Here is a 20,591-nt window from a genome sequence, read left to right on the forward strand (position 1 = left end):
AAGGGACGCGTGGCCGGTCGGGTGCGCGCCCCTTCGCCGGCCCCGGCCCTGTCCTCCTCACCGTCACCCTCACCGTCCCCGGGCGGCACCGCGCCGTAAGCCCACCGCGCGGCGGGCTTACGGCCGCCGGGGGGCGAGCGTGGTGATGCGGGTGACGGCCTCGAGGGTGAGGGCGCGGTCGTGGGGTTCCGTGTCCAGCGCGCGGTGCAGGGTCAACCCTTCGATGAGGGCGTCGAGTTGGCGGGCGGTGTCCGGGTCGAAGTGCCGCTCCAGATGGCTCCGGCTGCGGGCCATCCAGGTGTGGGTGAGTTGCCGGTAGGCGGGCCGGCGGGCGGCGAGGGTGTACAGCTCCTGGGTGAGGACGAGGTCGCGCGGGCTGCCGTCGGACAGGGCGTGGATCAGGTCGGTCACCGCCGCTCTCGCCTGGTCGGGATCGGCCGGGGCGGCGAGGTGCTCGTCGAACAGCTCGACGAACCCGTCGGTGAAGTGGCGGAACGCCTCCCGCAGCACTTCGTCGATGCCGTCGAAGTGGTAGGTCATCGACCCCAGGGGCACGCCGGCCCGCGTGGCGATCTTCCGGTGCGAGACGCCGGCGACGCCTTCCTCGGCGATGAGGTCGAGGGTCGCCGCGATGATCCGTTCGCGGCGCTGTGGATCGGTGTGTCCGGTAGCCATGGCCGGGCCTTCAGAGAGTGCGGACGGGACGGGCGGGGTTGCCGACGACGACCACACCCGGGGGTACGTCCTTGGTGACGACGGATCCGGCGCCGATCACCGAGTCGTCCCCGACGGTCACACCGGGCAGCACGATCGCGCCTCCGCCGATCCACACGTTGTCGCCGATGGTGATCGGCTTCGCGGCCTCGAGCTTGTCGCGCCGGGGCCCGGGTTCCAACGGATGCGTCGGGGTGAGCAGTTGCACGTTGGGCCCGATCTGGCAGTCCTCCCCGATGGTGATCGCGGCGACGTCCAGAGCGGTCAGGTTGTAGTTGACGAACGTGCGCGCGCCGATCGTGATGTTGCTGCCGTAGTCGACGTACAGCGGCGGCCTCACCTCGACCTCCTCCCCCACCGAGCCGAGGAGTTCGGCGAGGACGGGTCGCGCCGTGTCCGCGTCCTCGGTGTGGGCGGCCTGGTAGCGGGCGGCCAGCCGCACGGCCCGCCGCTGCCGGTGGACGATCTCGGGATCGTCGGCGATGTAGAGGTCACCCGCCTCCATGCGCTCGAGGTTGGTGCGGGGGTCGTTCGCGAAGTAGTCGGTCGGCATGGGGACGAGCCTACTCCGACGAGCGTACGATCGTACGCTCCCCGCTCCCCGCGCGGCGGGCGGCGGGCGGCGGGCGGCGGCTCGCCGAAGCGGCGTTGGAGGGAGGGGTGGTGGGCCGAGGCGGGCGACCGAGCCTGTGCTCACGGCCTCCGCGCCGCTGTTCGCGGGGCCGAACACCCCAGGGCTGGTCCCGCCCCGCGAACAGCGGCGCGGGGACAGCCCTTGACGGTCGGAGGCGGGGGGTGGATGCACGGCATGACATCTCCAGGCCCGAGCCGGCCGCCGGGGCCTGTCCGACCCACCCCCCGTGGCCGCGAGTCCCTCACGATCTCCGTCCGGCCCATCGACGCGCACACCGTATCCCGCGCCACGACAACGCGACCGGCCGTGGGCGCGCGCTCAGCGGCGGCGGGCCTGGAGCACTCCCGACAGGAGGACCGTGAGGACTCCGGCGAGGGGGATCACCAGCAGGCCGACGCGGAGGCCCGCCGTGTCGGCGACGAGCCCGACGACCGGCGGGGAGACCAGGAAGCCCAGGCGCATGAGCCAGGAGACGATCGTCAGCCCCGAGCCGGGCTTGAGGCCGGGCAGGGCGTCGGCTTCGTCCATGGCGGCGGGCACCAGCGTCGCGACCCCGAATCCGGCGGCGGCGAAGCCGAGGACGGTTCCGGGCAGCGTGGGAACGGCCAGCGCCAGCCCCATGCCCGCCGCGGCGATCAGACCGCCGGTACGGGCCACCGTCCGCTGCCCGAATCGGTCGACGAGCCGGTCGCCGATGATCCGGCCGATGAACTGGGCGCCCACCAGGGCGATGTAGCCGGTCGCGGCGAGCGCCGCGGAGGCGTGCAGGGAGTCGGAGAGGTACAGGGCGGCCCAGGAGTTTCCGGCGTCCTCCACGAGCGTGCCGGCGGTCGCGATGAGCACGAGGGCGGCCAGTACGTACGCCGTACGGCGAGAGGGGCCCGCGCGGTGAACCGGTTCTGCCTCCCCGGACCCGACCTCGGCCTCGACGTCGGGTCCGGGGAGGCAGAACCGCAGCGCGACACAAGCGGCGACGGCGAAGACGGCCGCCGAGATCGTCAGATGGACACCCCGCGTCAGATGCAGCGCCATGGCTCCGGCGGCCATGACGCCCCCGGTGACGGCGCCGATCGACCAGATCGCGTGGAAGGAGTTGATGATGGACCGCCCGTAACGGCGCTGCACGCGCAGGCCGTGCGCGTTCTGCGCGACGTCGGTGAGCGCGTCCATCGCTCCCGCGAGGAACAGCGCCGCCGCGAACAGCGGCACCGAGCCGGCGAGACCGGCGGCGAGGACGCCCACGCCGGTCAGCAAGGTGCCGACGACCGCCACGCGCGCGGAGCCGAACCTGCGGACGAGCGCTCCGGCCGCCGGCCCGGCGACCATCGCGCCGGTCGGGAACGCCGCCACGGCCAGGCCGTAGACGGCGTTGCCCATCCCCAGATCGCCCTTGATCTGCGGATACCGCGGCAGCAGGTTGGCGAACAGGGCCCCGTTCGTGAGGAACAGCACGGCGACGGCCGCACGGGCCCGACGCTCGGCCACGGAGGGCCGGACGGATATGTCGACAGTCATGCGCGTGACCTTACATTTGAAGTGTACGAACGTACACTCCTGGTGGGGCGGGATTCTCGGACCGCGAGGAGAAGGCGGGGAAGCCCGGAGGGAGTCCGGAGGGAGTCCGGAGGGAGTCCGGGAGAAGTTGCCCCCAGAGGAGGGCGCCCACGAAAGGTCACGGACCTCCACGCCGGCCGCGAAAAGGAATCGATCGCCGCATTCGCCCGATCCGCACGATCACGAATGCACCACCACCCCCACCTTCCGCTCACATTTCCTTCACAACTCCCGCTAGGGTCACCCCACCACGAACTTCCCTGGGGGGACCATGTCGTACAACCAACCGCCGCCACCGCCGGGATACGGGCCGGGATCCATGCCGCCCGCCCCCGCACCGCGGCCGGCCGGACGGTGGGCGCGGAAGCGCTTCGTGCTCCCCGCGATCGGTTTCGCCTTCTTCCTCGGTCTCGGCGCCGGCGGCAGCGACAACAGCGACACCGTCGGCAAGACCGGCGACACGACGAAGGTCGCGGCCGACAAGGCTCGGCCCACCCCCACCGTGACCGTCACCACGACGGCCACCGCGACGGCCACCGCGAAGCCGGAACCGGCCCCCACGGTGACCGCGACGAAGACGGCCAAGGTGAAGGTGACCGTCACCGCGAGAGCCGCACCGGCCGGCGGCAGCAGCGGTGGCGGTGACGGTGGCGCGGACACCACCGGGACCTGCTCGATCGTGTCCAGCTCCGGCAACTGCTACGCGGCGGGCCAGTTCTGCCGCAACAGCGACCACGGAGCCAGTACGACCAACGCGAGCGGCACCAGGATCACTTGCTCGTACCGCTCCAACGCGTGGCGCTGGACCTACAGCTGACGGCGGCGCCCGGCGACCACACCCGACGACCCGTGCCCCCTGGCGGCAGCGGGCCCCGCACCGGGCATCACTCCGGGCGGGGCCACAGCAGCATCCCCGACTTGGTCGGAACGGATGCTTGCCGGACCAGCGTATCGACCGGCACCGACAACGGCGGCGGGTCGCCCGCGGGAGCAGGCGACCCGAGGGGCCGGCATGGCGCGGGCACCAGCCGCAACTCGTCAACGGGCAACACGGGCCACTACGTTGAGCGCGAAACCACTCCGAGCAGCAGGGACGAAGCACCTCATGACACACCAAGAGGCTCTCGCACAGTCCGTCCGGGCCCTCGGCGGCACCTGGGACACGCAACGGGCGGTGACCGCGCTCCGTGACGCCGGGGTCGGTGAAGGGGACCGGATACAGCTGGAGAAGCGGGCCCGGAAGGCGCTCCGCGACGTCGCGGCGACCGGCCTCATCGTGAAGACCGACCCGGACAGCGCCACGTACCGCATCGCCGACCAGTAGCCACCCGCGGTCGCCGCCCGCCCCGAAGGACAGCCGGGCCGGACCGGCCGGACGGGCGCGAGCCGACACAGCGGAGTACAGAAGGGCGTCCGGGCAGCCGCGAAGCCTCCCGTGGGGAGCCGGGAGGAGCGGCGGGACCCGTCGACCTCGCGGTTCCGGACAGGACCCATGCGGAGGCCGTCGTCCGAGATCTCCGGAACCCGCAGACCCAACGATGCACCACAATCGGCCACCCGGAAAGACCATGGCCGGAAGTCGCTGTCGGTGCGCACTCACGAAGGCCCTCGACGAGGCCGAACGTGAGGTCGGACGCGGGGCCGCCCGCCCGTCACCAGGCCTCTCCGGCCCGCGGCACCGGCGTCCGGCCCGCGTCGCAGTCGGGCCGGACGCCGGCACCCGCGAGCCTGCAAGGCGGCGCCGTCACCGGGCCCGCGGACGTGGACATGGGCCCTCGCGGCTCCCGATCACGCCTCCACATCCCCTGTCCGGGGTCAGGTCTCCAGGTGACGTCCCTCAGTCACGTCCTGCGGTCACGTCCTGTGGTCACGTCCTGTGGTCACGTCCCGTCGTCCGCCGCGAACGGCGCGGGCGAACTCGGGCGAGAGGAGGCGGAGGAAGCCATGTACTGCAACGTGCGCGTCTTCGGATGACGGGGACTCCAAGCCTCGGCCAGACTCAGCCGAGCGCGTCCACCGCGGACTTGTACTCGGCAGCCTGTTCCGGCGTGAGGTAGTGGGAGACGCGGACGAGAACGGTCCCGTTCACGTAGTCGTACTCCGTGAGTGCCGGCATCCCCTTGGTGACGTCCTGGATGTACGTCGCGCGGGTCTTCGCGTCCGCCGCGGTGGCGAACACTTCGATGGAGCCACCGCGTTCGACGCCATCCTTCTCCGTGCCACTCACATCGTCGGCGGAAATCCTGCTGTCCGAGAACGTGACCTTCGACGTGTATTGGTGAGGCCGTCCGAGCAGGTCGTTGGGGTCGTCCTCCGCGGTGACGGTCCCGGAGAGCTTCACGGCGGGGACCGCCCGGGAGATCCCTGTGAATGCCGAGGCGGCGGTCAGCGGCTCGCCGACCGCGCTCGGGCTCGCGGAGGCGCCGGACTTGGCCGAGGAACGCGGGGTGGCCGCCGCCGTGCCGGTCTTGCCGCTACTGCACGAGGTGAGGCCGAGGAGCAGGGCGGCGGCCGCGACCGCGGTGGCGACGGTTCTGTTCATGAGGGTGATCATGACTCTTGTGTGCGAAATACGGCTGCCGCGTGCCCGAGTCGTGATGCGCTGTTCGACAAATGCGGATGATGACCCGATCATCCGCTATAACAATTCCGGATGATCAGCGCCAAGGCCATCGCGGTGAGAACCCTCTCCGACTGCGGTCACCCGAAGCGAATAGTCCCGGTTCATTGACACTCGCGAATTAATAACCAGATCTTCCAGCCGCTCGTACTATGCTCCGCCGCGAGCGCGCTCGATCGATCGTCGCTCACCCGCTCGACAGGAGGCCCGATGATCGGCGTGCTCGTGACTTTCACGCAGACCGACAAGTTCGATCGTTCAGCTGTCGCAAAGATCGCCGACGAACTCCGAGGACCGTTCGAAGGCATGGCCGGCCTTCGGTTCAAGAGCTTCACGCTCGACGAGGACGGGGTCCGGGCAAGGAATTTCTACGTGTGGGACGACGAGGAGAAGGCCCGCGCCTTCTTCACGCAGGAGATCGTCGACAAGGTGACGGGGATCTATGGCGTCCCGCCCGAAATCGAATTCCTCGACATCGTGGGGCTCGTCGACAACTCCGGCACCTGAATCGGATCTTCTCGATCGCCCCCAGATCCTCCCGGATCCTCCCCGGCACCGATTGAACGAGCCTTTCGAGGCCCGTCCCCGGGGCCTTCGGCCCGCTTGCGCCGAAGGCCCCGGGGACCACCGCTCTACCCGCTCACGGCGTGTACACCGACGGCCGCGGGGCCGTCGGCATTCCGTTGCCGAGGAAGAAACTCGGGTGCGGCGGCTGGTTGTAGGCCGTGTTCTGCCAAGCCAGGGCCGTGCGGTACTGGGTGTCGTGGAGGAGGGTCGTGATCCTCGTGGTCGTCTCGTACGGGGTGGAGTAGATCCGGAGGGCCGTGTTGTTCGCCGTCGGCCAGACGACCTCCTCGCGCCAGTCGCCGAACAGGTCCCCCGACAGTGACGGCGTCGCCTTGGTGCCGTTGTTCGAGTGGACTCCCGACCCGGTCAGGAGGCGGGTGTCGGAGGACGTGCCGTACTTGTCGATGTGCGTGTCGTCGAGGAGTTCGCGCACGGTGTCCCCGTCCCACCAGGACAGGAAGTTGACGCTGCCCGGCTTGCGGCTCGCCACCACGGCGCCCTTCGGGTCGCGGACGCCGTCGGCGCGGGAGGACCAGGACTCGGCCCCCGCGCTGCCCGCCCACACGTCGCCGGACACGCCTCGGCCGTTGTCGCCGTTGGCGGCCGTCGACCACAGGACGGCGCCGGTCCTGGCGTCCGCCATCCACGACGAGGGCTTGGTGGAGTCCTCGTCGACCTTGAACTCCTCGAGGCCCGCGCGGGACGGATCGAGATCGCCGACGTGCATCGCGTCGCCGTGGCCGTTCTTCGTGGTCCACAGTCCGGAGCCGTTGTCGTCCACGGCCATCGAGCCGTACATGATCTCGTCCTTGCCGTCGCCGTCGACGTCGGCCACGGACAACTGGTGGTTGCCCTGGCCGTCGTACCCCTTGCCGCTGTTGGTCGAGGAGCTGGTGTCGAAGGTCCAGCGCCGGGTGAACTCGCCGCCCCGCCAGTCCCAGGCAGCGAGCACCGTACGGGTGTAGTAGCCGCGGGCCATGATCAGGGACGGCCGGGCGCCGTCCAGATACGCGGTTCCGGCGAGGAAGCGGTCGACCCGGTTGCCGTAGGAGTCGCCCCAGGCGGAGACCGTTCCGCGCGCCGGGACGTAGTCGACCGTGCCCATGGCAGCGCCCGTGCCACCGTCGAACATCGTCAGGTACTCGGGCCCGGACAGCACGTATCCACTGGAGTTGCGGTAGTCGGCGGAGGAACTGCCGATGACCGTGCCCCGGCCGTCCACGGTCCCGTCCGCCGTCTTCACGGCGACCTCGGCCTTGCCGTCGCCGTCGTAGTCGTACACCTGGAACTGGGTGTAGTGGGCGCCCGAGCGGATGTTCCTGCCCAGGTCGACGCGCCACAGGCGGGTGCCGTCGAGCTTGACGCCGTCGACGATCGTGTTGCCGGTGTAGCCGGACTGGGAGTTGTCCTTGGCGTTCGTCGGCTGCCACTTGAGGACGAGGTCGAGTGCGCCGTCGCCGTCGAGATCACCCACGGAGACGTCGTTCGCCTCGTAGGTGTACGCGACGCCGTCGGGAGTGGTGCCGCCGGCAGGCGGGGTGAGGGGGACGTCCTTGTAGCCCGTACGGAACTGGACGGCGTGCGCCGAGTCGCCCTGCTCCACGCCGTTCACGATCGCGCGGACCGTGTAGTCCGCCTGCGCGGGCGCGCCGGAGTGGAAGAAGTTCGTGGAGCCGCTGATCGGGGTGGAGTTGACCAGGGTCCCGGCGCGGTAGACGTTGAACGACACGGCGTTCGGGTCGGTGCCCAGCCAGCGCCAGCTGACCAGGTTGCCGCTGTCGGTGTGGACACTGACGACGCCCCGGTCCAGGGCTTCGACCTGCCGGGCCGTGGCGGCCTGGGCCGAACCGGCGCCCAAGGCGGTGAGTCCGGCGGCGACCAGGGTGGCGGCCGCCGCCATGGCCGAGCCGATGACGCGTCCGCGGTGCCGCCGTTGCGGGTGCTGCACGAGGGGTACCTCCTTGGAGGGCGAAGTGTTTCCGTCCTCAAGTCGCCGCCGCACACAAGGGAGTTGCCGCCTCGCAGCAAGCGCTCTCTATGTGTATCTGCGTGCCAGCTCGGCGATCGTGGCGGCGATGCGGGAGCGCAGTTCGGGCGGCTCCAGGACTTCGACGGACGTACCGAGCCGCAGAAACTCGTCGTGGGCCCGCTCGACGGACTCGATGGGGACGGTGACGGTCGTCCAACCCTCCTCGTCCGCACCTCCGTCGACCGTCACCGCTCGCGCCGCCGTACCGCCGAGCCGGATTCCGGGAGCGACCCGTACGACCGCCTCCTCGCGGTACAGCCTTTCGTGGAAGTCCCGTTGGTGGTCGGCCCAGTACGCGGCCAGATCGAAGCCCTCGGGGCGGGGGAACTCCTCGGCCGAGACGGTGAGTTCGAGGATCTGGTCGATCCTGAACGTGCGGGGCCCCGGTCCGGCGACGACGTACCAGCGCCCCGCCTTCAGGACGAGGCCGTACGGCTCCAGCCGGCGCTCCACGTCCGTGGGTTCGCGCCAGCGGCGGTAACGCACGTGCAGGACACGGCTGTTCCATACGGCGTCGGCGACCGCCGGGAGGTACGGGGTCTCGTCGGCGTCCGCGTACCAGCCTGGCGCGTCCAGATGGAAACGGCCGCCGACCCGGTCGGCGTGTTCTCGCAGCGCGTCCGGAAGGGCCGCGCGCACCTTCAGCCGGGCCGCGGCGAGCACCGGACCGAGGCCGAGTTCGGCGGCGGGTCCGGGGGCCCCGGCGAGGAAGATGGCCTCCGCCTCCTCCGCGGTGAGCCCGGTGAGGCGGGTGCGGTAGCCGTCGAGGAGCCGGTATCCGCCGGCGTGTCCCGCGTCCCCGTACAAGGGAACGCCCGCGGCGCCCAGCGCCTCGACGTCGCGGTACACCGTCCGCACCGACACCTCCAGCTCCTCGGCGAGCTGGGCGGCAGTCAGTCTGCCCCGGGTCTGGAGCAGCAGAAGGATCGAGACGAGACGGCTGGACTTCACTGACACAGGATGTCAGTGGAGTCGGCCTAACGTCCGGGCATGGCTTCAAGGACCTCCACCACGTCATCCGCGTCGACCGGCCCCGCGTCCGCCGTCGCCTTCAGGGAGAAGTTCCTGACGGTGCCGCCTCCCATCGAGGTGGCGGGCCGGCGGATCAAGCGCTATCACGTCACCGCGGACCCGGGCGGCATCGAGCCCGAGGTCGAGCGGGCGGCGTACGCGATACTGCCCCGGCTGCTTCCCGAGCCGGACGGCACCCCGCCCGCCACGTTCGTCGTCCTGCACCGGGGCGGCGACGACGGCGCCTATCTCAACGCCTACAGCTGGGTGTGGGACAACGTCCTGCACTTCCGGGGCGCGGCCGCGGGCCAGCCGGTACTGGGCTGCCCCGACCAGGACCCGACACACTTCATCACCCCGGAGCTCCCGTGGATCGGCTGCGTCTGGGAGCTGCCGCCGATCCTGCACGAACGGGACGCCTGGGTACGACACCTTCTCGCCTCCGAAGTACCGGATCTGGAGGCCTACTTGACCGACTCGCTGGCTGAAGGCACCACGGGGGACCGGACATGAGCGACACCCAGGACAGCACCGTCGCCGCCCGTGGCTTCGGCTTCCTCCACGGGGACTGGGACGTCGTCAACCGGCGCCGTACCGACTTCCTCGACCCGGAGAGCGACTGGGACGAGTTCCCCGCCACCAGCCGCTGCTGGGGCCTGTTCGACGGGGCGGCGAACATCGACGAGATCGACGTCCCGAGCCGGGGGTGGAAGGGGCTGACCCTGCGGCTCTTCGACGTGGAGACCGGTGAGTGGTCGCTGAACTGGTCGTCCAGTCGGAGCGGGAAGCTGTTCCCGCCGGTCTCCGGGCGGTTCGGGGCGGACGGGCGGGGCGAGTTCCACGGCGAGGACACCCACGACGGGAAGGACGTCCGGGTGCGGTTCCTGTGGTCGGGGATCTCGGAGACGACGGCCCGCTGGGAGCAGGCGTTCTCCCTGGACGAGGGGAGCTCGTGGCTGACGAACTGGACCATGGACTTCACGCGCCGAAGCGACGTGTGACGGCCGTCCGGCCCGGCCGACCGGGGCCGGCCCCTCGCGGAGATCCTGGGTTCAGGTGTTGCGAGGTCTTGGGAACAGCCTTTGAGAAGGCGCCCGGGTTCAGCCTTTGCACAGGTCCCGGGGTTCAGCCTTTGCGGAACGCCCGCAGGGTGAATTCGGGTTCCCTGCGTGGGACGTCCGGACCCGGCAACATCTCCATGCGGTCGGCGAGTTGGGGGCCGCCGGCCGCGTAGAGCCGACCGGTCCGGATGTGGTGGGCGACCCGGCGGGGTGTCCGGCCCTGACCGTGGCCCCGGAAGAGGGCGGTGCCGCTCGGGGTCAGACCGTGCTCGGCGGCGTACGCCGTGACACGCTCGCTCCCGTCAGTGGGGTGCTCAACGCGATAGGGCGCGGCCAATGCGTCTATGTCGCTGCCGACCAGGTGGGCGGCGTCCTTGTCGACGGTGGTGACGAACACCCCGCCGGGGCGCAGGACGCGTGCCGCCTCCGCGACGACGGGGCCCGCGTCGTCCAGCAGGTGCAACAGCCAGACGGCGGAGACGGCGTCGAACGAGCCGCCGGGGAAAGGGAGTCGGCGGCAGTCGGCGCGGACGACGGCTCCCGGGAGGCGCGAGGCGGCCCGGCGCGTCATGCCGTGGGCGGCGTCCGCGCCGGTCACGCTGAGACCCGGCCGGCCGGCGGCGAGCCGACGCGTCACGATCCCGGTGCCGCAGGCCAGGTCGAGCAGGCTGCGGGCGTCCTCGGGGAGCAGCGCGAGCACGGCCGCAGAGGCCGCGGCGGCTCGTGGCTCGCCGCCCCGCGTCACGTCGTACCCGTCCGCTTCCTTGTCGTAGTCCAGCACAGCGGTCAGTCTGCCCCGTGTCCCGGCGCGAGGTCCCGCACCCTGCGGGCGAGTTCGAGGTCGAGCGCGGTGACGGCGCCGCCGACGCTGTGCGTGTTCACGCTGAGGGAGACCGTGTTGTAGCCGAGGGTGAGGTCGGAGTGGTGGTCCAGCTCCTCCTGCACCTGCGCGATGTGCACGACCATCGCGGTCGCCGCGAAATGCGAGCCGAGCCGGTAGGTACGGGCGAGCCGGTCGCCCTCCAGCGACCAGCCGGGGAGCTCCGCCAGTCCTTCCTCGATCTCCTTGTGCGCCAGCGGTGCGACGGCCATGGACGTGATCCCTTCTTACGACGGGTGAGCTGCGCGGGGCGGGACCGGGCGGACGGCTGCCACACGGACGGGCAGGGGATACACGTCCCGGTCACAGGGTTCGGGGTCCTTTGCACGGGGTCCGCCGCACGGTGCGAACCCACCGCCCCAGCCTGCCACAGCGGCCCCGGTCGGCACGGGAGGACGCGGCTCACCGCCGGCGACCGACCGCTCCCCGCACGCCGTCGCGAGGCCGGCCACCAGGACCCTGATCGCGGAGCGCCCCTTGATCTCTCCGGCCACTCCCCCTGGGGCGGGGGCGCCGTGCCGGGCGTCGACGGGGTTCCCGCAGAGGCTCGGCTCGGAGGACTCGGCCTTCTCAGCCGGAGGGCTTCCTCAAAAGCGAGGTCGAGGCCTTTGAGCCGTTCGTGTGCGGACGCCTGATGAAGCCTCTCCACCGTCAACAGCGTCATCCGGGTGTCGTCGCCGAGCCAGCCCACCACCCCTTCCGCGGCGGGACCGACCCCGAGCACTCCACCCACCAAGCAGCCGCGGCGCATACCCGGGAGACGATCTTCCCGGCTCCCGAGACAGGAGCCCAGCTCGTTCGTGTGTCCTTTCTCGACTACCGTCGTCGTATGAGCGTTGTCCCGTCCAGTGCTGTCGCCACCTCAAGTGCCCCCGTCGGGGCGGGTGTCGGTCCGTTGCTGCGGGGCTGGCGGGAGCAGCGGCGGGTGAGTCAGCTGGAGTTGGCGCTGCGGGCGGGTTCCTCGGCCCGTCACATCAGCTTCGTGGAGACGGGTCGGTCGCGCCCCAGCGAGGAGATGGTGCTGCGGCTCGCCGAGCATCTCGACGTACCGGTCCGGGAGCGCAACGCGCTGCTTCTCGCGGCCGGTTACGCCCCGCACTATCCGGAGACGCCGCTCGACGATCCCTCGATGGGCGCGCTGCGGGAGGGCGTGGAGCGGCTGATCCAGGGCTACGAGCCGTATCCCGCGCTGGTGGTCGACGCCCGGTACGACGTCCTCGCCGCCAACCGTGGCATCGCCCTGCTGCTGGACGGTGTCCCGGACCGGCTCCTCGTGCCGCCGCTCAACGCGATGCGGCTGACCCTCCACCCGGAGGGCCTGGCACCGCGCATCCGCAATCTGCGCGCCTGGCGGGATCATCTGCTCGCCCAGATGGACCGGCAGATCGCACTGCTTCGCTCGGCGCCGTTGCGCGCACTGTACGAGGAGGTGGCGGCGTATCCGGTCCCGGAACGGGACCCGGCCGAGGACGGCGGGTCCACCGGCCCCCCGCTCCCCTTCGCGCTGCCCCTGCGGATCGAGCACGAGGGCCGGGTGCTGTCGTTCGTCTCGTCCATCTCGACGTTCAACACCCCGATGGACGTGACCGTGGCCGAACTGGCCGTCGAGACGTTCCTCCCGGCGGACCCGGCGACGGCCAAGTACCTTCATTCGCTGCATCCGTGAGATCCCGTCGTGTTCTCCGCGCGGTGTCGAGCCACGGGTGATCCGGGTGGGGGCCGAGGGCATGCCGTCAGGCGTGTCGCCAGGCCTGCCGTCCGGCGATTCGCGCCTCAAGTCGCTCTGGTTGTAGATGTGTTGAGGACAACCCCTGAGGGTTCTGCACGAACATGGCACACTGCACGCATACTTCGGCGCTGGGGAGGCGTGGCGTGAGTGAGCGGCGACCCGCGCCCACGGTGGGACAGGTGGTTCTGGGGCGGCGGCTTCAGGAGCTGCGCGAGGCCACGGGCCTGAAACGCGAAGAGGCGGCCCGCGTCCTGCATGTCGCCCCCGCGACCGTGCGGCGGATGGAGATGGCCGAGGTATCCCTCAAGATTCCCTACGTGCAGGTGCTGTTGACGACCTACGGGGTGGCCGACGACGAGGCCGCCGCCTTCGTGGCGCTGGCCGAGGAGGCCAACCAGCCGGGCTGGTGGCAGCGGTACCACGACGTGCTGCCGGACTGGTTCAGCATGCACGTCAGCCTGGAGGGCGCCGCCGAGCTGATCCGCTCCTACGAGCCGCACTTCGTACCCGGGCTGCTGCAGACCGAGGAGTACGCGCGGTGCGTGCTGGAGGCGGGAACGGTCGGGCAGACGGGCCCGGACGCCATCGACCGGCATGTCGCGCTGCGCATGAAGCGGCAGGGGCTGCTCACGCGCGAGAACCCGCCCCACCTCTGGGTGATCATGGACGAGACGGCGTTGCTGCGTCCGGTGAGCATCCACGGCGAGGTCATGCGCGACCAGATGGACCGGCTCCTCGAATGGCTCGAGCTCGACCATGTCACGCTCCAGGTCGCCGAGTTCGCGAACGGCCCGCATCCGGGGACGTACACCCCCTTCGCGATGTTCCGCTTCGCCGAGCCGGAGCTGCCGGACATCGTCTACAGCGAGTACGTGTCCGGGGCCCTGTATCTCGACGCGCGCGAGGAGGTGGCCCTGCACCTGGAGGTGCTGGACCACATGTCGGCCCACGCCGCCTCCGCCCAGCGCACTAAGGAGCTCCTGCGCGAGTTCCGCGAGAGCTACTGAGCGCACGCCCCGGACCGGGCATCCCCCCGCACAGGATCGCCGCACCCGGACACCCGAAGACGACCGAGGAGCAGAAGCATGACCGGACCCGACGCCGCACCCACCAAGATCGACACCAGTCGGCCCCATCCGGCCCGTGTGTACGACTGGTGGCTGGGCGGCAAGGACAACTACCCGGTGGACGAGGATCTGGCCCGCAAGATCCTCGCGGCGGACCCGACCGCCGTGCGCGGGGCGCGCGCCAACCGCCGCTTCATGCACCGCGCGACGCGGGCCGCCGCGCAGTCGGGGATCCGGCAGTTCCTGGACATCGGCACGGGTATCCCCACCCGGCCCAACCTGCACCAGGTGGCCCAGGAGGTCGCACCGGACGCGAAGGTCGTCTACGCGGACAACGATCCGATCGTGCTGCGGCACGCGGAGGCGCTGTTGCACGGCTCGCCCGAGGGCAGTACCGACTACGTGCACGCCGACGTCCGCGACCCGGAGACCATCCTGCGGCTGGCCGGCGAGTGCCTGGACCTGAAGCAGCCCGTCTCGCTGTCGCTGGTCGCGCTCACCCACTATCTGAACGCCGACCCCGACGGCGACGACGTCCACGGCCTGCTGGAGCGGTACGTCGACGCGCTCGCCCCCGGCAGTCGTCTCGTCCTGTCGCAGGTCACCGCCGACATCAGCCCCGAGGGCGTCGAGCGGGCCGCCGAACTGTTCCGGCGCAGCGGCACCCCGTTCTTCCCCCGCGGGCGGGCCGAGTTCACCCGGTTGTTCGACGGTCTGGAGCTCCTCGACCCCGGGGTCGTCCCGGTCTTCGACTGGCGTCCGGAGGCGGAGGACCTGGCCGCCGCCGAGGAGGGCGTCGCGCCCCTGTACGCCGGGGTGGCCCGCAAGGACTGACCGCCCCGCGCGTGAAGTCCGAGGTCCCCGCGAGCACCGACCGGCCCGCGGGTACCTCGAAATCCCCGGGGCCGCCCGGCGCGACAGGGCACGGCCGGCCGGAGTGACGCCACCGAGGCCGACGGCGTCGGTGCGGTCGATGTCGCGCCGAGCGCGTCGTCTAGGCGGCGCCGTCCTCAGGGTTCCGGCCACGGTCCTCGTCCACGATCTCCGCCTCCACCACGCCCTCGTCCTCGCCGGGCGCCTGCTCGGTGGGCTGACCCTCCTGCGGGGACGTCTGCCGGGACGCGTACATGGCCTGGCCCATCTGCTGGCTGACGGTGGCCAGTTTCTCGATGGCGCCGCGCAGGGCCGCCGTGTCGGTGGAGTCGTCCTCCAGGAGCCGTTTCAGTTCGGTGGCCGCCGAGCCGACCTCCGCCTTCGTCTCGGCCGGGATACGTTCGTCGTTCTCCCGGACGAACTTCTCCGTCTGGTAGACGAGCTGCTCGCCCTGGTTGCGGGTCTCCGCGGCCTCCCGGCGGCGCCGGTCCTCCTCGGCGTACTGCTCGGCCTCGCGCATCAGGCGGTCGATGTCGTTCTTGGGCAGCGCCGACCCGCCGGTCACGGTCATCTTCTGCTCGCGCCCGGTCGCGAGGTCCTTCGCCGAGACGTGCATGATCCCGTTGGCGTCGATGTCGAACGCGACCTCGATCTGCGGAACCCCGCGCGGCGCGGGCGGCAGACCGGTGAGGTCGAAGACGCCGAGCTTCTTGTTGTACGCGGCGATCTCGCGCTCGCCCTGGTACACCTGGATACCGACCGACGGCTGGTTGTCGGCTGCCGTCGTGAAGATCTCCGAACGCCGCGTCGGAATGGTGGTGTTGCGTTCGATGAGGGTGGTCATGATGCCGCCCTTGGTCTCGATGCCGAGCGACAGCGGGGTGACGTCGAGGAGCAGGACGTCCTTCACGTCGCCGCGGATCACACCGGCCTGGAGGCCGGCGCCGACGGCCACGACCTCGTCCGGGTTGACGCCCTTGTGCGGGTCCTTGCCCGTGAGTTCCTTCACCAGGTCGGTGACGGCCGGCATCCGGGTGGATCCGCCGACGAGGATGACGTGGTCGACGGCGGACAGTTTCACCCCGGCGTCCTTGACGGCTTGGTGGAAGGGGGACTTGCAGCGGTCGAGCAGGTCGGCCGTCAGCTCCTGGAACCGTGTGCGGGTCAGCGTCTCCTCGAGGTGCAGCGGGCCCTCGGCGGTGGCGGTGATGTAGGGCAGGTTGACGCTGGTCTCGGTGGACGAGGACAGCTCGATCTTGGCCTTCTCGGCGCCCTCGCGCAGTCGTTGCAGCGCCATCTTGTCGTGGCCGAGATCGATGCCGTGCGACGCCTTGAAACGCTGCGCGAGGTGCTCGACGATCCGCTGGTCCCAGTCGTCGCCTCCGAGCCGGGTGTCCCCGTTGGTCGCCTTGACCTCGATGACGCCGTCGCCGATCTCCAGGAGCGACACGTCGAAGGTGCCGCCGCCCAGGTCGAAGACGAGGACGGTCTGCTCCTCGCCGCGGTCGAGCCCGTACGCCAGAGCGGCGGCCGTGGGCTCGTTGACGATCCGCAGGACCTTCAGGCCGGCGATCTCGCCCGCCTCCTTGGTCGCCTGCCGCTGCGCGTCGTCGAAGTAGGCGGGCACGGTGATCACCGCGTCCGTGACGTCCTCGCCGAGATAGGCCTCGGCGTCCCGCTTCAGTTTCTGCAGCACCCGCGCGGCCAGCTCCTGGGCGCGGTAGCGGGCGCCGTCGACGCTGCCCGTCTCCGGAAAGCGCCAGTTCACATCGCCCATGTACCGCTTCGCGGACCGCGCCGTGCGCTCCACGTTCGTGACCGCCTGCCGCTTGGCGACCTCGCCGACCAGCACTTCCCCGTTCTTCGCGAAGGCCACCACCGAGGGCGTGGTGCGCGCTCCCTCGGCGTTCGCGACGACCGTCGCCTCACCGCCCTCCAGGACGGCCACCACCGAGTTCGTCGTACCGAGATCGATTCCGACCGCACGTGCCATGTCCGTCCCCTTCCGCAAGGGCTCTGCCCGCCCTCAAGCACAAGACGCGCGTTCCCGCTTGTCAATGGCGCGGGGTGGCCGGGCGGGGGCGGACGCACCGGTGCCGCGCCCCTCGGGGAGGACGCGGCACCGGCGTACGGAACGTCAGGCGAGCTTCGCCGACAGGGTGATCGTCGTACCGGTCAGGGCCTGGCTGACCGGGCAGTTCTTCTTGGCGTCCTCGGCCGCCGCGACGAAGCCGTCGTTGTCGAGGCCCGGCACCGTGCCCTCGACCGTGAGGTGGATGCCGGTGATGCCCTCGCCGGGCTGGAAGGTGACGTCGGCGTTGGTGAGGAGCTTGGTGGGCGGGGTGCCGGCACCGGCCAGGGCGTGCGACAGCGCCATCGAGAAGCAGCTGGAGTGGGCGGCCGCGATGAGTTCCTCGGGGCTGGTCTTCCCGTTCGCGTCCTGGGCCCGCGACGCCCACGTCACCGGCTGCTGGCCGATGCCGGAGGAGTCGAAGGTGACGACGCCGTTGCCCTCGAGCAGGTTGCCTTCCCACACGGTGTGTGCGGTGCGCGTGGTTGCCACGATGATTCCTTTCGGGTGGGGACCCTTTGCCGGGTTCCGTGCCTCCCATCCGATCACACCTCGTCCCGCCGCACCCAATGGTCGGGGGGCGACCTGCCGGGTCGTGTCGGGATGTGTCCGACGCGGCCCGGGATTCACCCTGCTGACATACCGTCGACGGCCTCAGGACACCCGGAAGACCGGTCCGCGCGCGGTGAACGGGAGCCGCGCGTCACGCGGGATCAGATAGGCGTGCTCGCGCCGCACCCGCAGCACGTCGCAGTATCCGTCCGTGATGACGAGGACGGGCGCGCCCGGCGGGAAGTCGTCGGCGCGGTGCAGCAGGTCGACGCCCGGTTGCAGCACGGTGCCGCCGCGCCCGTGCACCCGCACGCGTCCGGCGATCTCGGTGACCGGCAGGTAGCCGGCGTCGTGCGGGGCCGCGTCGCAGAACACGACGCGGGCGGCCGGTACGTCCCGGGCCTCGGCGTAGGAGGCGATGGCGCCGAGGGCCTTGCCGAGCAGGGTGCGGTCCATGGATCCGGAGGTGTCGAGCACGACACCGAAGGTGCAGCGGGCGATCTCCTCGGGCGGGAACCAGCGGCCGGCGCGCGGGATGTCGGGGGTGGCCGCCTGCCGCCGCGACGGACGCGCGTACGACCGCAGGGGCTCGGGCCGGGGCACGAACTCGTCGAACCAGCGGGCGAGTCGGGCGTCCCAGGGCAGCGGCGGGTGGCTGAGGGCGCGGATCTCCTCCACGAGGCCGCCGGGCAGGAAGCCCCGCTCCTGCCGCTGGTGCAGGTCGAGGCCGCGGGCCAGACCCCGGCGGTAGAACTCGTCGAGGTCGACGTAGTCCCTGGGCGAGCCGAGCGGTCCGCCCAGGATGTCGCCGGTCCCCCTGCCGCGCAGCGTGGCGAGGCGGCGCATCCGGCGCAGATCTCCCGCGATCCGGTCGTAGACCTCCTCGGCGGACAGGTCCTTCAGCTCCGCGTCGTACAGCAGCCCGTCGGGCATGGTGCCGATCTGCATCTCGCGCAGCCAGCCGTTGATCACGTAGTCGGCCGCGACATTGAAGAGGTACGGGTCACGGGTGCCGCAGCGGTCGCCGTGCCGCAGGGCGGCGTGCAGCATCTCGTGCGCGAGGACGAACCGCCATTCCTCGTCGCTGAACACGCGCAGCGGGTTGATGTAGATCTCGGCGGCCCCGGTGTCGACGGCGGCGACGGAGATGTCGTGGGCGCGGGCCAGTTCGGCGTCGGCGACGAGGGTGACGCCGGCCGCGACGCCGCCGAGCAGCGGGTAGGAGGAGACGAACCAGCTCAGCGCCCGCTCCCAGGGCTGGAGCCGGGTGGGCCCGCCCCGCATGGACGCGCGCCGGCCGCCCGCCACGTCCATCGCGGTGGCCATGGTGCGGGTCAGGGCGTGCGCGAAGGCCACCTGCCAGTCGGGCGGGGTGCCGCCGCTCCAGGCGTTCCAGGGCACCAGCACCTGGTCCGGTTCGCCGCCCGCCGTACCGCAGTGCTCGTACAGGGGAGGGATTCCGTCGCGGCGCCAGCGCGCCGCGAGCCGTTCCTCGTCGCCGCCGGGGTAGTCGCTCGGGAGGTCGTCGGGGGTCCGGCCCACCGGGAAGCCGAGCAGGAAGCGGTTCACCACCACACAGCGGGCGGCCAGGTCGAAGCGGTCCGGCTGCTCGCGCGACCCGGTCGCGGCCGGGACATGACCGAAGCCCAGGTGGATGGCGGCGTGCGCCACGGCCCAGGCCCAGTCGGCCGGATCGGCGCGCCGGTCGGGGCGGACGTGCAGCGTCCCGCCGGAGTCGACGCTCACCAGCCCGTCGCGGGGCGCCATGGTGCAGGTGTCCTGCCGGCAGACGCTGAAGCCGATCGCGGCGAGCGCCCGGTTCGCCCGTACCAGCCGCATCCCCTCGGCGAACGCCTCGGCGGCGGGGTCGGGTCCGGGCTTGGCCCCGGGCTTACGGGTACCGCTCATCGGGCGGCCTTTCGTGTACGGCTCATCGGGCGGCCCCGGTGTCCGGGAGGAGCGCCGCGTCCTCGCGTACGGGGGCGGGCGGGGTCACCGGCGCGCCTCCACCAGGCGCGGCATGTCCCGGGCCGCCTCGACGAGGAACCACGCGGGCAGGACCGGGTTGCCGTCGGCGTCGGCGGCGATGACGCTCTGGGCGACCTCGACGGAGATCTCGGCGAGCTGGACCAGGAGGGACTTGGCGCGGTACGACATCCGGCGGGCGTTCTCCGAGAGGTGCTCCTTGGAGGCGGGCAGCTCCTTGACCAGCCGTCCCCGGAAGGACTCCGCGAGGAAGTAGAGCAGGTCGCGGTCCTCCGTGCGGGACGGCCAGCGGGCGTCACCCTTGAGGACGGCCTCGATCCCGAACCTGCTGCGCACGACCTTGACGTAGCCGCAGAAGGCGACCGCGTGCGCGGGCGTGAGCGTGCCGTGGGCGATGACCTTCAGGGTCTCCTCGTCGACCGCCGGTCCGAAGGAGTCCAGCGCGTCGGAGAGCATGTGCCAGGAACGCGGGGTGGAGAACGGCTCCTCCGTCTTCGGCGGCTTGGACCACAGGTGGTCGGGCCGGTCGGTGAGGTGGTCGACCACCCAGGGGTGGATGCCGTTGGCGGCAGCCCAGACCAGCCAGTCCTTCGGGGAGGCTTCCAGGTGTACGTGGGTGAGGCGGTTGACCAGCGCCGAGGCGATCGGGCGGGCCAGCGCGTTGTCCGTCGCGCGGTTGCCCGCGCCGATCACGATGGAGCCCTTCGGCAGCTCGTACTCGCCGATGCGGCGGTCCAGGATCAGCGAGTAGAAGGCCTTCTGCACATCCGGGGTGGCCGCGTTCAGCTCGTCCAGGAACAGGCAGTAGGGCTCGTCGCGGGCGATGGCCTGCGGCGGGCAGAAGACGGAACGCCCGTCGCGGATCTGCGGCACGCCGATCAGGTCCTCTGGTGCCAGCTGCGTACCCAGCAGGCTCACGCATTCCAGCCCGAGCGACTCGGCGAACTCCCTGACCAGGGAGGACTTTCCGATGCCGGGGGCGCCCCAGAGGAAGACCGGCCGCACGGTGGCGAGCCCCAGCAGCAGTTCCGGGATGCGGGCGGGAGTGACGGTGACGGCTGCCTGCACAGGCGAGCTCCTTGGGAATGTCCGGGAGAGACGCGCGCGTCGGCGGCGTCCGGTGCGGACAGTGTGGGCGCGGGGGTCCGTTCAGCGCCTCCCATTTACCGGCGCACCGGGCGTCGGCCGCTCCACCGGTGCCGCCCCGCGCGGCCACCCGGGGGACTCGCCTCGGGCGCCCCAC

General features: G+C 71.3%; 20 protein-coding genes. 8 read left to right on the forward strand and 12 right to left on the reverse strand.

All coding sequences use genetic code 11. From position 1 onward, the window contains the following. Window positions 1-117: 117 nt before the first annotated feature. The 3 genes from ACFYW7_RS14570 to ACFYW7_RS14580 form a co-directional block, all read right to left on the reverse strand. Window positions 118-675, reverse strand: a complete 558-nt coding sequence (locus tag ACFYW7_RS14570) for a TetR/AcrR family transcriptional regulator (RefSeq protein ID WP_389501848.1) — start codon at window positions 673-675, stop codon at window positions 118-120. A 10-nt stretch (window positions 676-685) separates the two neighbouring features. Further along, window positions 686-1,267, reverse strand: a complete 582-nt coding sequence (locus tag ACFYW7_RS14575) for a sugar O-acetyltransferase (RefSeq protein WP_389501850.1) — start codon at window positions 1,265-1,267, stop codon at window positions 686-688. Window positions 1,268-1,666: 399 nt separating this feature from the next. Next, a complete protein-coding gene (locus ACFYW7_RS14580; RefSeq protein WP_389501852.1) occupies window positions 1,667-2,863 on the reverse strand; it encodes an MFS transporter in 1,197 nt (398 codons plus the stop codon). A gap of 358 nt (window positions 2,864-3,221) precedes the next feature. Here ACFYW7_RS14580 and ACFYW7_RS14585 point away from each other — a divergent pair, with 358 nt between their 5' ends. Then, the gene (locus ACFYW7_RS14585) at window positions 3,222-3,719 is read left to right on the forward strand and encodes a hypothetical protein (RefSeq protein ID WP_389502702.1); all 498 of its coding nucleotides are present in this window, start codon (window positions 3,222-3,224) and stop codon (window positions 3,717-3,719) included. A gap of 288 nt (window positions 3,720-4,007) precedes the next feature. Beyond that, window positions 4,008-4,226 carry a hypothetical protein gene (locus tag ACFYW7_RS14590; RefSeq protein WP_389501854.1) on the forward strand — a complete coding sequence of 73 codons (219 nt, stop codon included), beginning with the start codon at window positions 4,008-4,010 and terminating at the stop codon, window positions 4,224-4,226. 675 nt (window positions 4,227-4,901) lie between these two features. Here ACFYW7_RS14590 and ACFYW7_RS14595 read toward each other — a convergent pair. Next, the gene (locus tag ACFYW7_RS14595; RefSeq protein ID WP_389501856.1) at window positions 4,902-5,444 is read right to left on the reverse strand and encodes a hypothetical protein; all 543 of its coding nucleotides are present in this window, start codon (window positions 5,442-5,444) and stop codon (window positions 4,902-4,904) included. A gap of 288 nt (window positions 5,445-5,732) precedes the next feature. On the opposite strand from ACFYW7_RS14595, the gene ACFYW7_RS14600 reads away from it, so the two are divergent. Beyond that, window positions 5,733-6,029, forward strand: a complete 297-nt coding sequence (locus ACFYW7_RS14600; RefSeq protein WP_389501858.1) for a hypothetical protein — start codon at window positions 5,733-5,735, stop codon at window positions 6,027-6,029. Window positions 6,030-6,162: 133 nt separating this feature from the next. Here ACFYW7_RS14600 and ACFYW7_RS14605 read toward each other — a convergent pair whose 3' ends face one another. Then, the gene (locus ACFYW7_RS14605; protein ID WP_389502704.1) at window positions 6,163-7,989 is read right to left on the reverse strand and encodes a rhamnogalacturonan lyase; all 1,827 of its coding nucleotides are present in this window, start codon (window positions 7,987-7,989) and stop codon (window positions 6,163-6,165) included. Between the two features lie 135 nt (window positions 7,990-8,124). Then, complete coding sequence (locus ACFYW7_RS14610) at window positions 8,125-9,069, reverse strand: helix-turn-helix transcriptional regulator (protein ID WP_389501860.1); 945 nt, start codon at window positions 9,067-9,069, stop codon at window positions 8,125-8,127. A gap of 39 nt (window positions 9,070-9,108) precedes the next feature. Between ACFYW7_RS14610 and ACFYW7_RS14615 the strand changes: the two genes are divergently transcribed. Together ACFYW7_RS14615 and ACFYW7_RS14620 are read left to right on the forward strand one after the other, a co-directional pair. Beyond that, the gene (locus ACFYW7_RS14615; protein ID WP_389501862.1) at window positions 9,109-9,642 is read left to right on the forward strand and encodes a hypothetical protein; all 534 of its coding nucleotides are present in this window, start codon (window positions 9,109-9,111) and stop codon (window positions 9,640-9,642) included. Then, on the forward strand, window positions 9,639-10,130 hold the full coding sequence (locus ACFYW7_RS14620; protein WP_389501864.1) for a hypothetical protein: 492 nt from the start codon (window positions 9,639-9,641) through the stop codon (window positions 10,128-10,130). Before ACFYW7_RS14615 ends, ACFYW7_RS14620 begins: the two co-directional genes overlap by 4 nt. A 124-nt stretch (window positions 10,131-10,254) precedes the next feature. Here the strand turns inward: ACFYW7_RS14620 and ACFYW7_RS14625 are convergent, their stop codons facing one another. Together ACFYW7_RS14625 and ACFYW7_RS14630 are read right to left on the reverse strand one after the other, a co-directional pair. Continuing rightward, on the reverse strand, window positions 10,255-10,971 hold the full coding sequence (locus ACFYW7_RS14625; protein WP_389501866.1) for a class I SAM-dependent methyltransferase: 717 nt from the start codon (window positions 10,969-10,971) through the stop codon (window positions 10,255-10,257). A 5-nt stretch (window positions 10,972-10,976) separates the two neighbouring features. Next, window positions 10,977-11,282, reverse strand: a complete 306-nt coding sequence (locus tag ACFYW7_RS14630) for a 4a-hydroxytetrahydrobiopterin dehydratase (RefSeq protein ID WP_389501868.1) — start codon at window positions 11,280-11,282, stop codon at window positions 10,977-10,979. Between the two features lie 617 nt (window positions 11,283-11,899). Here ACFYW7_RS14630 and ACFYW7_RS14635 point away from each other — a divergent pair. The 3 genes from ACFYW7_RS14635 to ACFYW7_RS14645 all read left to right on the forward strand — a co-directional run bounded on the left by ACFYW7_RS14635 (window position 11,900) and on the right by ACFYW7_RS14645 (window position 14,700). Beyond that, window positions 11,900-12,736, forward strand: a complete 837-nt coding sequence (locus tag ACFYW7_RS14635; protein ID WP_389501870.1) for a helix-turn-helix domain-containing protein — start codon at window positions 11,900-11,902, stop codon at window positions 12,734-12,736. A gap of 206 nt (window positions 12,737-12,942) precedes the next feature. Beyond that, window positions 12,943-13,806 (forward strand): helix-turn-helix domain-containing protein, encoded by an 864-nt coding sequence (locus tag ACFYW7_RS14640; RefSeq protein WP_389501872.1) that lies wholly within the window; start codon window positions 12,943-12,945, stop codon window positions 13,804-13,806. A 78-nt stretch (window positions 13,807-13,884) separates the two neighbouring features. Then, window positions 13,885-14,700: an SAM-dependent methyltransferase gene (locus ACFYW7_RS14645; protein WP_389501874.1), complete on the forward strand. Its 816-nt coding sequence runs from the start codon at window positions 13,885-13,887 to the stop codon at window positions 14,698-14,700. Window positions 14,701-14,860: 160 nt separating this feature from the next. Here the strand turns inward: ACFYW7_RS14645 and dnaK are convergent, their stop codons facing one another. From dnaK to ACFYW7_RS14665, 4 genes are all read right to left on the reverse strand, one after another. Then, window positions 14,861-16,732 (reverse strand): molecular chaperone DnaK, encoded by a 1,872-nt coding sequence (gene dnaK, locus ACFYW7_RS14650; RefSeq protein ID WP_389501876.1) that lies wholly within the window; start codon window positions 16,730-16,732, stop codon window positions 14,861-14,863. A gap of 144 nt (window positions 16,733-16,876) precedes the next feature. Then, window positions 16,877-17,302: an OsmC family protein gene (locus ACFYW7_RS14655; RefSeq protein ID WP_261705012.1), complete on the reverse strand. Its 426-nt coding sequence runs from the start codon at window positions 17,300-17,302 to the stop codon at window positions 16,877-16,879. Window positions 17,303-17,464: 162 nt separating this feature from the next. Next, complete coding sequence (locus ACFYW7_RS14660; protein WP_389501878.1) at window positions 17,465-19,270, reverse strand: hypothetical protein; 1,806 nt, start codon at window positions 19,268-19,270, stop codon at window positions 17,465-17,467. Between the two features lie 84 nt (window positions 19,271-19,354). Next, window positions 19,355-20,416 (reverse strand): ATP-binding protein, encoded by a 1,062-nt coding sequence (locus ACFYW7_RS14665; RefSeq protein ID WP_389501880.1) that lies wholly within the window; start codon window positions 20,414-20,416, stop codon window positions 19,355-19,357. Window positions 20,417-20,591 lie beyond the last annotated feature (175 nt).

This window comes from Streptomyces sp. NPDC002580 (assembly GCF_042889485.1).
Taxonomy (GTDB): Bacteria; Actinomycetota; Actinomycetes; order Streptomycetales; family Streptomycetaceae; genus Streptomyces.

Bases quoted from the DNA above. Each gene is read 5' to 3' on its own strand.
- ACFYW7_RS14570 (WP_389501848.1), bottom strand. From the start codon at position 675: ATGGCTACCGGACACACCGATCCACAGCGCCGCGAACGGATCATCGCG.
- ACFYW7_RS14575 (WP_389501850.1), bottom strand. From the start codon at position 1,267: ATGCCGACCGACTACTTCGCGAACGACCCCCGCACCAACCTCGAGCGC.
- ACFYW7_RS14580 (WP_389501852.1), bottom strand. From the start codon at position 2,863: ATGACTGTCGACATATCCGTCCGGCCCTCCGTGGCCGAGCGTCGGGCC.
- ACFYW7_RS14585 (WP_389502702.1), top strand. From the start codon at position 3,222: ATGCCGCCCGCCCCCGCACCGCGGCCGGCCGGACGGTGGGCGCGGAAG.
- ACFYW7_RS14590 (WP_389501854.1), top strand. From the start codon at position 4,008: ATGACACACCAAGAGGCTCTCGCACAGTCCGTCCGGGCCCTCGGCGGC.
- ACFYW7_RS14595 (WP_389501856.1), bottom strand. From the start codon at position 5,444: ATGAACAGAACCGTCGCCACCGCGGTCGCGGCCGCCGCCCTGCTCCTC.
- ACFYW7_RS14600 (WP_389501858.1), top strand. From the start codon at position 5,733: ATGATCGGCGTGCTCGTGACTTTCACGCAGACCGACAAGTTCGATCGT.
- ACFYW7_RS14605 (WP_389502704.1), bottom strand. From the start codon at position 7,989: ATGGCGGCGGCCGCCACCCTGGTCGCCGCCGGACTCACCGCCTTGGGC.
- ACFYW7_RS14615 (WP_389501862.1), top strand. From the start codon at position 9,109: ATGGCTTCAAGGACCTCCACCACGTCATCCGCGTCGACCGGCCCCGCG.
- ACFYW7_RS14620 (WP_389501864.1), top strand. From the start codon at position 9,639: ATGAGCGACACCCAGGACAGCACCGTCGCCGCCCGTGGCTTCGGCTTC.
- ACFYW7_RS14630 (WP_389501868.1), bottom strand. From the start codon at position 11,282: ATGGCCGTCGCACCGCTGGCGCACAAGGAGATCGAGGAAGGACTGGCG.
- ACFYW7_RS14635 (WP_389501870.1), top strand. From the start codon at position 11,900: ATGAGCGTTGTCCCGTCCAGTGCTGTCGCCACCTCAAGTGCCCCCGTC.
- ACFYW7_RS14645 (WP_389501874.1), top strand. From the start codon at position 13,885: ATGACCGGACCCGACGCCGCACCCACCAAGATCGACACCAGTCGGCCC.
- dnaK (WP_389501876.1), bottom strand. From the start codon at position 16,732: ATGGCACGTGCGGTCGGAATCGATCTCGGTACGACGAACTCGGTGGTG.
- ACFYW7_RS14660 (WP_389501878.1), bottom strand. From the start codon at position 19,270: ATGAGCGGTACCCGTAAGCCCGGGGCCAAGCCCGGACCCGACCCCGCC.